This window comes from Leifsonia naganoensis (assembly GCF_013410615.1).
Taxonomy (GTDB): Bacteria; Actinomycetota; Actinomycetes; order Actinomycetales; family Microbacteriaceae; genus Leifsonia; species Leifsonia aquatica.
On record NZ_JACCHJ010000001.1, the window covers coordinates 74559 to 87683 of the forward strand.

Sequence of the window (13125 nt, forward strand, 5' to 3'; positions counted from 1 at the left end):
GTCCGGGCCTTTTTTGATCCCGAACCCCAGCGCGGAGGAATATGGACGAGGCCCTCGCCGCCGACTCGGTCGCGGACGCCTGGGAGGAACATCCCACGTGGGCGCTGCTGCGCAGCCACAACGGACGGTGGATCCTCCCCCTGTTCTCGCGACACCTCGAGTTCGCCGACGGCCCCGTCTCCGCCGACTGGTTCCATCAGAAGGTGGCGGAGGCGCTCGGCGCCGTCTCCGAGGGCGAAGCCGCCCCGGCCTCCGCCGACGTCACCGAGGCCTCCGCCGAGGATCCCGCACTCCCCCGCCGCTCGGCGCCCGCCGACTACTGCCGGGGGTGGGTGGACAACCGCTGGCTCGTCCGCTCCCGCCCTCATGACCGCGAAGGCCGCGCCGAGTACCGGCTGTCGCAGTACTCGCTCCAGGCGCTCCGCATCGTGCGCGAGCTCGTGGACGCCGACTCCGTGGTGTCGGAGGCCCGGTTCGGCAGCATCGCCCACGCCGTCCACCAGCTGGCCGACATGACCGACCCCGATCCCGACGCGCAGCTCGCGCGCATCGACGACCAGATCGCCCAGCTGCAGGCGCGCCGCGCGCGTATCGCAGCGGGCGGGGTCGAGCCGGCCCCCGGCGAGGCCGTGCGCCGCCAGCTCCGCGAAGTGCTCCGGCTCACCGCGTCGCTCCCGGAGGACTTCCGCCGGCTCAGCGCGATGGTCGAGCAGCGACACCGCGAGGTCGCCCGCCGCGCGACCGAGGACCAGGTGGGCAAGGGCGCGCTGGTGGAGCAGTACCTGCGTGACAACGACCTCCTCGAACAGACGCCGGAGGGGCGCGCGTACCGCGGTTTCGCATCCATGCTCTCCTCCCACGGGCTCGACGGGATGCGCGCCGACCTGGAGCGTGTGCTGGCGCAGCCCCTCGCGATCGCCGAGATGACCGAGCGTCAGCGTCTGCAGCTGGAGACCCTGATCGGCTCGCTCCTCGCCGAGGAGCAGACCGTGCAGGAGACCTACGTGCGCTGGATGTCGTCGCTGCGCCGGTTCCTCAGCCGGTCCGGCGCCGAGAAGCACCAGCGCCTCCTGTCCCTGGCCGACCAGGCCCTCGCGGCCGGCGCCCACTGGGCCCAGGTGCGCCCCGGGCCCGTCTCGGTGCCGGAGGACGTGCTGGGGCTCGGCCCGTGGGCGCTCACCGACGTCACCCAGACGCAGGTCTGGCGCGGCGGGGAGCGGCCCGACATCGCGGTGGCCGTCACCGAGAGCCGGGACGCGCTGCCCGCCTCAGAGCGCGCCGCCCTGCGCCTCGCGGTCGGCACCAGTCCGGACGCGGTGCAGGAGACCATCGAGCGCCTCCTCGCCGAACGCCCGCAGGTCTCTGGCGCGGAGGTGTACGCCGCGACCCCTCCGGAGTTCCGGCGACTGGGCCTCCTGGTGAGCCTGCTCGACGCCGCCGCCGAACGGGACTCGGTGCTCGACGGCGTCGACACCGTGCGCATCGCGGTGGACGGCGAGACCGAGCGCGAAGTAACCTTCCCGCGCACCCGCTTCGGCGGCGCGGACGACGAGACGGCCGCGACACGCGGCGGGAGGACGGAGCGATGACCGACACGATCGCCGACGACACGGATCTCGATGACCGGGCGGAGGCCGTGACGGCCGATGCGTTCGGCGACGCCGCCGACGAGCGGCTCCCCCTGCCCGCCCGCCGTGCCCTCGTCACCCTCCTGACCAGCCGGTTCATCACGCGGGCCACCCATCCCGACGCATGGAGCGGGCTCGTCGACTACGAGGAGGACGTGCGCGGCCGGCTGGAGGAGCTCTTCCTCACCCTGACGATCGACCGCGATCACGAGGTCGCCTTCAAGCGGCAGAGCGCCGAGGACGGCGCCCCCGTGCTCCTCCGCCGCGAGAAGCCGCTCTCCCGCGACGCCTCCCTGCTGCTCATCCTGCTGCGCCAGGAGCACGCGTACACGGACGCGGCCGACGATGCCGTCACCGTCAGCCGCGACCACATCGCCGAGTTCCTCGGGCGCTTCCAGACGGACGCGTCGAACGACGAAGTGCGCGTCGACCGCCGCATCCGCGCCGCGATCGCCGCCATGGAGCGCCTCGGGCTGCTGGTGCCCGAGACCGACGACCCCGACCTCTACGTGGTCTCGCCGGCCGTCGTGCCGCTGGTCACCACGACCGAGCTGGCCCACCTGACGCGGCTGTTCCAGGAGGCGAGCGGAGCGGAGCTGCGCGACGACGCCGCCCCGGAGCCCGCCCACGCCCACGTCGACGCCCCGGAGGTGGACGAGTGACCGACCTGATGACCGCCGAGCACGACGAGCTGGAGGAAGACCTCCCCCTCGCCGACGGCCTGATCCACAGCGGCCAGTTCCGCATCGAACAGGTGCAGCTGCTGAACTGGGGCAGCTACGACGACCTCCACACCATGCCGGTCGGGCGCGGCGGCCTCGCCATCCTCGGCCCGACGGGCCGCGGCAAGTCGACCGTGCTCGATGCGATGGCCGCGGTCATCATGCCCAACCCGCAGGAGTTCAACCGCGCCGCGCGCGACGACACCCGTCAGCGCTCGGAGCGCACGGTGTACAGCTACGCCCGCGGCAAGACCGACGAGGTGCGCGAGGCGGGCTCCGACGTCACGACCACGCACTTCCTCCGCCCCCTCGGTACCGCGTTCGCGTCGGGCGCCGCGATCACCTGGCGCACCGAACTCGGTGAGACCATCACCGCTGCCCGGCTCGCGTGGCTCGGCCGCGACACCGCCACGCAGGACGAGGTGACCTCCTCGACCGTCTACGTGTTCGTGCACGGGGAGTTCCCGCTCACCCGGCTGGCGGAGCTGCGGCCCGAGCCCGGCAGCTCGTCGCCGCTGACACGGGGATCGCTCGGCCGGCTCGTGGACCCGGTGCGCGACCTCGTCACCGGATCGCAGCCCGAGTTCCGCGTGCGCCTGTGCGAGGAGCTCGGCATCGGCGGCAGCGACGAATCCCAGCTGAAGGCGCTCACCCTGCTGCGCCGCGCTCAGGCGTCCAAGGGCGTCTTCTCGATCGACGAGCTGTTCAAGCAGTTCGTGCTCACGGAACCCCGCGCCCTCTCCCGCTGGGAGACGACGCTGAGCAGCTACCGCGAGGCGTCCGCCCTGTACGACGTCTTCGAGACCACGCGGCGCAAGCTCGACGTGCTCTCCGACGTACCGGTGCGCGCCGAGCAGTACCGCGCTGCACTGGAGGACGCGACCGGCAAGCGCCGGCTGCTCGCGCCGCTGGACGGAGAGGAGAGCAGCCGGCTCTGGGTCTGGCTGTCGGCGAGGGTCGCGGACTGGGTCCGCGGCGAGGTCGACCGCGTGCGCGACGCCAAGCGCGAGCAGGAGGCCCTCCGCCGCGCCGCCGCGGACGAGGAGACCGCCGCCCATCGCGCCCACAAGGACGCGCTCGACCAGCTGGCCGCCGTCGGCGGCGACCCGTCCGAGGCGATCCGGCGCGAGCAGGAGGTGGCGGGCATGATGCTCGCCCAGCTGGAGCGCGAGCGCGACCGCGCGGCACGCATCCTGACCAGTGCCGGGCTCGAGCTTCCGCTCACGGCGGACGAGCTCGCCGCATCGCAGGAGCGCGCTGTCGCCCTGCTGAGCGCGTCCACCGAGGCCGCCGACGACCGGTCCGAGCGCTGGGAGCTGGCCGCACGGGTGGAGACGGTCAAGCGCACCCTGGCCGAGAAGACCGCGCAGAAGACGTCGTACGAACGCCGCCGCAGCAATGTGCCGCCCGAGGCCGACGCGCGACGGCGCCGGATCGCCGAGGGCATCGGCGTCGCGCCCGAGGCGCTGCCCTACGCCGGAGAGCTGTTCGAGGTCGCTCCCGGACGACGCGACTGGTCGCGGGCCGTCGAGCGCGTGCTCGGCGACCTCGCGACGAACCTCGTGGTGGACGAGCGCCGCTTCGCCGACGCGCGCCGCTTCGTGAACGACAACGACATGCGCGGTCGTGTCGTGCTGGTGCCCGCCGAGGTCGGTGCGCCGGCCGAGCGCTCCGCGATCGACGGCACGGTGCCGGCGATGCTGACCTTCGACGAGCAGAGCCCGTTCCACGGCTGGCTGCACGACGAGATCGTCGCCGACCGCAGCATCCTGTGCGTCGAATCGGCGGAAGAGTTGGATGCGACCCTCCCGATCGGCGTCAAGGGCGCCGTGACCCGCGCCGGCCTCCGCACCGGCTCCCGCGACCGTGTCATCAAGGACGACCGTGCCGTCGACTCCTGGATCGGCCTCGACAACGCGCCTCGCGTCGTCGAGCTGGCCGACGAGATCGAGCGGCTCGGGACCGAGCTCGACGAGGCCCGCGCCGCCTCCGACGCGGCCGAGGCACGATCCGCCGGCGAGCGGCACCGACGGGAGGCCCTCGCCGCGGTCGCCGACCTCGACTGGGCGTCGATCGATGTCGCACCGGCGGCCGACCGGGTCGCCGAGCTCGCCGCCCGGCTGGAGCGGGTCGCCGTGGAGCGGCCCGAGGTCGCCGAGCTGACGGCGACGGCCGACCGCGAGGACGAGGCACGGCTCGCCGCAGCGCGCCGCGGAGCCGGGATCCAGCGCGTGATCGACCAGCTCGACGCCGAGCACGCCGCCCTCGCCGACATCGAGGACGAAGTCTCCGACCACCTCGACGCGACGGCGCTCGACGACGCCGAGCGCGCCCTCCTCGGGTCGCTGCCCTTCGCTGCTCCGCGAGAGGCGGCCGACGTGCGCCGCCGCTACACCGACGCGGAACGGCTCGTCCGCGACCAGATCGATGTGCACGACCGCACCGTCGAGCAGTCGGAGTCCCTGCTCCTCAGCGCTTTCGAGCGCTACCGGGAGCTGGACCCGTCCGCCGAGCTCGACGCGTCGATCGACAGCCTCTCCGCCGCCCTCGCCATCCAGCGCTCCCTCGTCGAGGACGACCTCCCGCGCGCCAAGTCCGACTGGCTCGCCAAGGCCGGCGCCAGCATGGGCGACAGCCTGCGTGCGCTGCTGACGCAGATCGAGGAGGACGGCCGCGCCATCCGCCGCGGTGTCCGGCCCATCTCGGCCGCGCTGCACGGCATCGAGTTCCGCGAGGGCTCCACCCTCGACATCGACCCGCGCCCCACCACCAACAGCGATCTGGCCGAGTTCAAGCGCACGCTCCGCAAGCACACCGCCGGTGAGCCGGGCGAGACCCGCGACCCCGCCCGCGTGGAGCGCGACTTCCTCTCCCTGCGCGCCGATCTCGGCCGGCTCGAGGAGCGCTCGCGCATCGGCGAGGCGTGGCGCCGCCGCGTGCTCGACGCGCGTGAGCACTTCCAGTTCCGTGCGATCGAGACCCGCCGCGACGGCGCGCAGATCGTGCACGAGGGGGTGGCGGGCAAGTCCGGCGGCGAGGGCCAGGAACTCATCGCGTTCGTCCTGGGCGCCGCGCTGCGTTACCGGCTCGGCGACGGCACCGACCGGGTGCCCGTCTACGCGCCCATCGTGCTCGACGAGGGCTTCGTCAAGGCGGACAACGAGTACACCGGCCGGGCGCTGTCCGCCCTGCGCGGGCTCGGCTTCCAGCTGATCGTCGGCGCCCCGCGCGACAAGGTGAACGCGTTCGAGCAGCACGTGGAGAGCGTCGCGTACGTCACTGGGGACCCGGCGCGGCCCGGCCGCTCGCGGATCTACGCCCTCAGCATCCGGGAGGCGGTGGAGCTGGAGCGCGACGCCGGCTGATCCGGGCGGTCGGGGCAGCCCCGCCGCTCAGCGGAACGTCACCTCGTCGAGCTCGACGACCTCCACTCCAGCCGCGTCGAGCTCGAGGGTCACCCGCGCCACGATCTCGTCCGCCGGCACATCGCCATCGAAGGTGGCGTGGGCACCAGACGGAACGACGACCGCGAATCCCCGCTCCAGTGCTCCGAGAGCGGTCGCCTGCACGCAGACCTCGCTCTGGAGCCCGGCGACGACCAGCGTGTCGACCCCCATCGCGTGCAGCACGTCCGCGAGGGCGGGGTTGGACAGGAACGTGTCGGGGTCGTCCTTGCGCACCACGGGTTCACCGGGCGCCGGCGCCAACACGGACTCCCAGCCGCGGGTGCCCGGCTCGTCGGGGTCTCCCGGCGCCCCATCGTTCTGGACGTGGACGATGGGCACACCCGCGTCGCGCGCCGCCTCCAACAGCCCGGCAAGGACCTGCCGGAATTCGTCGGCACGCGCGATCGCGGTCTCGCCCTCCAGCATGTTGCGCTGTACGTCCACCAGCATCAGTCCATACCCCATGACCCCATCTTGCGCCCCATTCGCTAGGGTCGTAAGGGCAGGACGCGCCGCGATCGGCGCACGGCGAGGACGGCAGGAGCAGTGGCAGACGATCACGGCAAGGCGACCCAGGCCGCCGTGCGCGAGAAGAACCTGACGACCGCTCTCCAGCTCGTGCTCTCGGGAGGCGGCACCGCGACCCGAGCGAGCATCGCCCGCCGCACGGGGCTCACCTCGGCGACCGTCTCGTCTCTGCTGGCCGGGCTGATCGCCGACGGCCTGGTCTCCGAAGGGCAGCTCGCGGAGAGCACCGGAGGCAAGCGCGCGACCACCCTCCGCGTGGACACGGAACGGCAGGTGCTGCTCTCGGTGCTCGTCCAGCCGGGACTGATCCGTGGAGCCGTCCTGAGCATGCTCGGCGACGAGCTCCACCGGCTCTCGCATCGGCCATCGGAGACGGGCTCCGTCGATGACATCCGCACCGTGATCCGGAGGCTCGTCGCCTCCACGGACGCGCGGGTCGCGGCGATCGGCGTGCAGGTGCCGGGGATCACCGACGGACGCCTAATCCGCGAGAGCGTCCAGCTCGGTTGGAGCGACCTGGACCTGGTCGGCGCGCTCGCCGGCGTCGTGGACGCGCCGATCCATCTCGTCAACGACGCGGATGCCGAGGCCATCGCCGACAGCTCCGCCGACGACGGCTTCGGAGCCAATCGCCTCTTCGTCTCCCTGAGCACCGGCGTCGGGGCGGCGGTCATGGTCGACGGCGTCGTCGTGGCCGGGGCTGCGCATCGGGCCGGGGAGATCGGGCACGTCCCCGTGCTCTTCGGCGACGACGCCCCCCTGTGCGCGTGCGGCAACCGCGGGTGCCTCGAAGAAGTCGTCTCGGTCACCAGCCTGCTCGGACTCCCCCACGGCGCCGACCTCGAAGCGGTCGACATCGCCGCCCTCGCCTCGACACCGGAGGCGCGCGCACGCATCGCCTCGGGGGCACGCATCCTCGCGCGTGCCCTGTTGCTCGTGAGCGCCGCGCTGGACGTCCCCAACGTCGTGCTCGGCGGCGCATCGGCCGAGCTCGGACCCGAGTTCATCGGCCACCTGCGCGCCGAGGCCGCGCGCCATCCGGTGCGCGCGGCGATGCCGCTCAGCTTCCGCTACGCGCGTTCGGCGCTCGATGAGCCGTTCCGCGGCGCCGCGCAGCACGCCCTGCAGTCGACGCTCGGCGTCAGCTGGGCACGCTGACGACGCAGCGCGTCAGGAGACCCCGAGCTGTGCGGACATCACCATGATCACGCAGCCGCGGAGGACGATGTCGCGGCCCTGGCTCGTCATCCGGATCGTCGTGGCCGAGTGGAAGCCCGCCATCGTCCGGTTGTCCAGTGTGGTGCGGACGGCGCCGAGGAGGGCGCCCTCCAGCAACTCCTCCGGTCCGCTCAGGACGACTTCGGCGAGGTCGAGCGCACCGACGATGGGCGCGAGCGCCACACCGAGCCGCTGACCGGCCTCCCGCAGCACCGGCTCGATGGGATCACCGGCGATCGCCGCCGCCGCGACGCGGGACTCGAGACGGGGCACGGCCAGCCACGCCTCCAGCACCCGGTCCCGGTCGTACGGCGCCTCGGCGCCATCGTCCGTCCCGACCATGACCTGCCCGATCTCACCCGCTGCGAAACGGCTCCCCACGACCATTGCTCCCGCCACGAGGAGTCCCGAGCCCACACCGTGGCCGACCTTCACGAGCATCATGTCCCCACGGGCGGCGCCGAAGCCGTGCTCGGCGAGCACGGCGGCGTTCGCGTCGTTGGCGACGAACACCGTCCTCCCCGTCCGCTCGGCGACCAGGCGCTGGAGTGGCACATCGGCCCAGCCGAGGTTCGGAGCCGCGACGACCGTTCCCGACGCGTCCACGACGCCCGGGGAGCCGATGCCGATGCCCAGGACCGGCACCGTCGCGAGCTCGACGAGCCGGTCCACGAGCTCTAGCGCTTTGGCGAGCGCCTCGGCGCCGCGGCTGCCGGCCAGCGCGATCTCCGCGCTGTGGAGCACACGACCGTCGATGTCGAGCACGGCTCCGCGGAAGACGGCGTGCTCGCTCAGGTCGACCCCGATGATCTGGGTCGCTCCCCGATCCATGTCCAGGAGAACGGCGGGCTTGCCCGGACGTGCGTCGTCTCGCTGCCCGAGCTCGACGACGAGGCCCTCGGCGATGAGTTCTCCGACGAGGTCGGAGATCGTCACCCGGGTGAGGCCCGTCCCGCGCGCGAGGTCGGCGCGGCTGGCACGACCGCCGCGATAGAGCGACTGCAGCACGAGCGATCGGTTGTGGTTGCGAGCGTGCTCGGGCAACACCTTGGTGCGCGGTCGCAGTGCCCGCCCCGGGATCATCGGCCCGTCGAACGCCGGCGGGATCGGATCGAACGCGGGCGGACGACGCACATCATCGAGGAGCATGTTTGTTAGTAAAGTGGACAATCAAAGTTCTGGCAAGCGAGATGCTGCGAGTCGCTCCGCATTGACAGCGGATCCATGGGTGCCCGCTGCGGCGGTGCACGATCCCGAGACCACTTACAGCGGCGTCCGAGCATAGTGCCCGGACATCGCGACGGCGGCCCGTGCGTTTTCGCACGGGCCGCCGTCGGTATGGCTGGGATGGAGCGGGAGCTACTTGCCGCCCTCGGCCGCGAGAGCGTCCTGCAGGGCCTGCTGCAGGCGGGCGTCCGCCTGACCGTAGGCCGTCCAGTCGCCGGCCTTGAGAGCGGTCTCGCGGTCGGCGAGCGCCTGCTTGGCCTGCTGGAGAGCCGCTTGCAGGGCCGCGTTCGTCGTCGTCCCCGTGCCGGTGCCGGTGCCCGTTCCGGTCCCCGTCCCGGTATCGGTCCCTCCCCCGGTGCCGCCTCCGGCGTCGGAGCCCGGCACGTTGTTGTCGCCGGCCGTCGCTCCCGAGTCCCCGCCGAACAGCGAGTCGAGCGCTTGATCGAGGGTGTCCTCGAAGGCGATCTTGTCGCCGAACGCGACGAGCACCTTCTGCAGCAGCGGATAGCTGGTCTCCCCCGTCGACTTGACGTAGACCGGCTGCACGTAGAGCAGACCGCCGCCCACCGGCAACGTCAGGAGGTTGCCGTTGATCACATCCGTCTTGCCCTGGCGCAACAGGTTGAGCTCCTGCGACACCGTGGGGTCGGAGTTGAACGTGTTCTGTACCTGACCCGGCCCCGGTATGGTGTCGCTGGAGGGCAGGGACAAGAGTCTCAACTTGCCGTAACCGGCGGCGACCTTCCCCTTGGTGGAGCCGGCGTCGGCATCGACCGCCAGATAGCCCTTCAGCACCGATCTACTGGCCTCGCTGGATGCCTGGGGTATGAAGGTCGTGTAGAGCGAGAAGCTCGGCGAGGTCTGGCCCGGCATCTGCAGCGTCAGATAGTACGGCGGCTGCAACGTCGGGTCGGACGACGACGAGGTCGGGTCCGGCGGGGTCGTCCAGGCGTCCTCGCGCGAGTAGAACGAGCCCGCGTCGGTCACGTGATACTGCCCCAGCACCGACCGCTGCACCTTGAACAGGTCGGCCGGGTAGCGCACGTGGCTCAGCAGCTGCGCGCTCATGTCGGCGATCGGCTTGACCGTGGACGGGTAGACCTTCTCCCACGTCTTGAGCACCGGGTCCTTGGCGTCCCAGGCGTAGAGCGTGACGGAGCCGTCGTAGGCGTCGACCGTGGCCTTCACCGAGTTGCGGATGTAGTTGATGTCGTCGAAGGCGTACGCCGGCTTCGGCGTCTCGGTGTCCGCGGTGGCGTCGCTCAGGCTGCCGACGTGGGAGTACGGGTACTGGTCGCTCGTGGTGTAGCCGTCGATGATCCACTTGACCCGGCCGTCGACGACGGCGGGGTAGGCCTGCGAGTCGAGCGTCAGGTACGGAGCGACCTTCTGCACGCGCTTGATGGGGTCGCGGTCGTACAGGATCTGCGAGTTGTTGTTGACGGCGTCGGACAGGACGATCTGCTCGTCCTGGAACTTCAGCGCGTAGACCAGGCGCTTGAAGATGTTGTCGAGCTTGGGTCCGCCGTTGCCGTCGAAGGTCGTGTACGTCTGCTGGGCGCCGTCCGCGCCGCCGGGGTAGTCGAGCTCGACCGACTTCGACCCCTTCGGGGCCCCGACGATCGAGTAGGTCGGCGACTGCTGGCCGAAGTAGATGCGCGGCTCGTACTCGCCGAGCGTGCCCTGGGTCGGGATGCCGTACTCCATGAAGACCGGCTGGCCGTCCGACGAGCGCTGATTGCCGTAGGCGGCGACCATGCCGTAGCCGTGCGTGTAGACCAGGGTGTTGTTGTACCAGTTGCTGGCGCTGGTCAGACCGGACTGCTGAAGCTCGCGGACCGAGACCACCGCGTCCTGCTCGCTGCCGTTGACCGTGTAACGGTCGACGTTGAGGGTGTTCGGGAACGCGTAGTACTGGCGGAACTGCTGCAGCTGGCGGAACGACGGGCTGACGATCGCCGGGTCGATGATGCGGATCTGCGCGGTGGTCTGCGCGTCCTGGCGGAGAGCGCCCGCCTCGGCGTCGGTCTTGGCGTCGTACGGGATGGTCTCGATGTCGCTCAGGCCGTACGCGGCTCTGGTGGCGTCGATGGAGTCCTGGATGTATGGCGTCTCGAGCGTCTTCTGGCTGGGCTCGACCTGGAAGCGCTGGATCACCCACGGGAAGATCGCGCCGACGACGAGGGCGGCCACGATGAGCAGGGCTGTGCCGACGAGCGGGAACCGCCACCGGCCGACGAACGCCGTCACGATGAAGAGGATCGCGACGAAGACGGCCGCGCCTGCCAGGATCGCGCGGCCCGGGATGGTCGCGTTGACATCGGTGTACGCGGCGCCGTTGATCGAGTCCCCGACGTTCGAGTCCGTGACCGTGGCGTAGCGGTCGAGCCAGATGCTCACGCCCTGCAGGAGCAGGTAGAGCGCTGCGACGACCGAGATCTGCACGCGGGCGGCCTTGCTGATGCGCACCTCCCGACCGGAGACGCGGATGGAGCCGTAGAGGTAGCAGGTCGCCAGCGTGGCGATCAGGGCGATCAGCACGACCGCCGAGGCGAAGCCGACCGCGCTGCGGTAGAAGGGCAGGGCGAAGACGTAGAAGCCGATGTCGATCTTGAACAGCGGGTCGGTCTTACCGAAGGGCGTCCCGTTGATCCAGGCCGCGGCCAGCTGCCAGCGGCTCGACGCCGAGACGCCGGCGAAGATGCCGAAGACGATCGGGATGCCGTACATCGCCAGGCGGCGCAGCGGCTCGATCACCTGCTGGTAGCGGTCGAGCTGGCTGTTCAGCTTGGCGTAGACCGGACGCAGCCGATAGGCGAGCTGGATGCAGGCCCACAGCGGGAGCGCCATCGCCAGGAACCCGACGAAGAACATCGAGATCGCGCCGAACCACTGCGTTGTCAGCACATTCAGGAAGCCGACCTGCTGGTACCACAGGATGTCCGCGTACAGTCCGGCGAAGACGAAGAACAGGATCACCAGGGCGACGATCACTCCGAGAGTGATCCAGACGGCCGCACGGCGGCGTCCTGCTGGTCGTGCGGCGGTAGTAGAACTCACGTGCGGCCCTCTTGCTCTCGCGTGATGTGCAGATCGGATCCATCCTAGGCGCGCGTCGCTTGGAGAACGCCGTGCCCGGCGCTGGGCCATGCCCGCCCGGGAGTGTCAGAGCGCGTCAGGAGGCGGGGCAGGTCGGCAGGCCGGAGGTGCTGCCTCCCGAGCTCACGGCTTTCAGGACCGCCAGCGAGTCGGAGAGGGTCTTCACGGCGAAGACCTTCAGGCCGGCCGGGATGTGGCCGGTCACCTCGTCGCAGTTCGCGGCCGGGGCGAGGAAGTACTGCGCCTTGCCGTCGTCGCGCGCGGCGTACATCTTCTGCCGGATGCCGCCGATCGCGCCGATGTTGCCCGCGTTGTCGATCGTCCCGGTCCCGGCGATCTTCTTCCCGCCGTTCAGCTCCCCCGGCGTCAGCTTGTCGATGATGCCGAGTGCGAACATCTGGCCCGCACTGGGGCCGCCCACGTCGTCGAGCTGGATCTTCACCTCGAACGGGAACGTGTAGTCCATCCCGGCGCCGATGCCGAGCACGGCCCGCCCCGCCGAATCGACGGGGGTGATGGCGACGGTCTGGGCGCTGCCGTCGCGGAGGATGCCGACCTGGGCGGCCTTGTCGGTGCCGTTCTTCGCGATCGCGTCCCGGAGGGCCTGGACGCTCTTCACCTTCGCCCCGTTGACGGTCGTGATCTCGTCCCCTTCTTTGAGGGTCTTCGAAGCCGGCGTGTCCGTGATCAGCTGCTTCACGACCACGGCCTGGGGGAAGTCGTAGCCGAGCTCGTTGAGCGCGGCCGCCACGGCATCCTGCTGCGAGTCCACCATCAGTGCGGCGTTCTCGGCGTTCGACTGCTCGGTCGTCGTTCCGGGAGGGAAGACCGCGTCGATTGGGAGGACCGCGCGGCTCGGCTGGAACCAGGAGGAGACGATCTCGAACCAGCTGGGCCGCGAGTCGGGATTTCCGACGACGGAGACCGTCAGCAGATCGAGGGAGCCGGCCGTGTCGTAGGTCTTCTGACCCGGGATCGTGATGAGCTCCTTGGCGTCGCCGCTCTTCTCGGCGCCGACCTGCTGATCGGTGCCGAGAGTGTTGAAGACCGGTCCCGGGATCTCGATCACGAACGGCGCGGGAGCCAGGGCCAGCACCAGCGTCAGCGCGAACGCGGCGAGCACGGAGGCCCAGCCGATGACGACCCGCCGGGACGGCCGGATCGGCTGGTGAGGCTCCGCCACGGCGTGCTCGTCGTCGGTGAACAGGCTCACGCGGCAGGTCCCTTCGGTCGTGTTCGCCACGGGCGCACCGCGCG

At 71.1% G+C, this 13125-nt stretch carries 8 protein-coding genes; 4 read left to right on the top strand and 4 right to left on the bottom strand.

The window, feature by feature from the left end:
• Positions 1-41 precede the first annotated feature (41 nt).
• From HNR14_RS00380 to HNR14_RS00390, 3 genes are read left to right on the top strand one after another with little or no spacing between them, the layout of a single operon-like run.
• Positions 42-1589, top strand: a complete 1548-nt coding sequence (locus HNR14_RS00380; RefSeq protein WP_179699326.1) for a DUF3375 family protein — start codon at positions 42-44, stop codon at positions 1587-1589.
• Positions 1586-2290 (top strand): DUF4194 domain-containing protein, encoded by a 705-nt coding sequence (locus tag HNR14_RS00385; RefSeq protein ID WP_179699327.1) that lies wholly within the window; start codon positions 1586-1588, stop codon positions 2288-2290. The genes HNR14_RS00380 and HNR14_RS00385 overlap by 4 nt, the downstream gene beginning before the upstream one ends.
• Complete coding sequence (locus tag HNR14_RS00390; RefSeq protein ID WP_179699328.1) at positions 2287-5715, top strand: SbcC/MukB-like Walker B domain-containing protein; 3429 nt, start codon at positions 2287-2289, stop codon at positions 5713-5715. The genes HNR14_RS00385 and HNR14_RS00390 overlap by 4 nt, the downstream gene beginning before the upstream one ends.
• Before the next feature lie 27 nt (positions 5716-5742).
• Here the strand turns inward: HNR14_RS00390 and HNR14_RS00395 are convergent, their stop codons facing one another.
• Positions 5743-6261, bottom strand: coding sequence for an isochorismatase family protein (locus tag HNR14_RS00395; protein ID WP_179699329.1), 519 nt, complete (start codon positions 6259-6261; stop codon positions 5743-5745).
• Between the two features lie 81 nt (positions 6262-6342).
• On the opposite strand from HNR14_RS00395, the gene HNR14_RS00400 reads away from it, so the two are divergent.
• Positions 6343-7482: an ROK family protein gene (locus HNR14_RS00400; RefSeq protein WP_179699330.1), complete on the top strand. Its 1140-nt coding sequence runs from the start codon at positions 6343-6345 to the stop codon at positions 7480-7482.
• Positions 7483-7494: 12 nt separating this feature from the next.
• Here HNR14_RS00400 and HNR14_RS00405 read toward each other — a convergent pair whose 3' ends face one another.
• The 3 genes from HNR14_RS00405 to HNR14_RS00415 all read right to left on the bottom strand — a co-directional run bounded on the left by HNR14_RS00405 (position 7495) and on the right by HNR14_RS00415 (position 13081).
• Positions 7495-8691, bottom strand: coding sequence for an ROK family transcriptional regulator (locus HNR14_RS00405; protein ID WP_425485012.1), 1197 nt, complete (start codon positions 8689-8691; stop codon positions 7495-7497).
• Positions 8692-8901: 210 nt separating this feature from the next.
• Positions 8902-11829 (bottom strand): UPF0182 family membrane protein, encoded by a 2928-nt coding sequence (locus HNR14_RS00410; RefSeq protein WP_343064374.1) that lies wholly within the window; start codon positions 11827-11829, stop codon positions 8902-8904.
• A gap of 115 nt (positions 11830-11944) precedes the next feature.
• A complete protein-coding gene (locus HNR14_RS00415) occupies positions 11945-13081 on the bottom strand; it encodes a PDZ domain-containing protein (protein ID WP_179699332.1) in 1137 nt (378 codons plus the stop codon).
• Between the last annotated feature and the right edge of the window lie 44 nt (positions 13082-13125).

Excerpts from the sequence above, each read along its gene's own strand:
- HNR14_RS00380 (WP_179699326.1), top strand. The coding sequence starts at position 42 with ATGGACGAGGCCCTCGCCGCCGACTCGGTCGCGGACGCCTGGGAGGAA.
- HNR14_RS00385 (WP_179699327.1), top strand. The coding sequence starts at position 1,586 with ATGACCGACACGATCGCCGACGACACGGATCTCGATGACCGGGCGGAG.
- HNR14_RS00395 (WP_179699329.1), bottom strand. The coding sequence starts at position 6,261 with ATGGGGTATGGACTGATGCTGGTGGACGTACAGCGCAACATGCTGGAG.
- HNR14_RS00405 (WP_425485012.1), bottom strand. The coding sequence starts at position 8,691 with ATGCTCCTCGATGATGTGCGTCGTCCGCCCGCGTTCGATCCGATCCCG.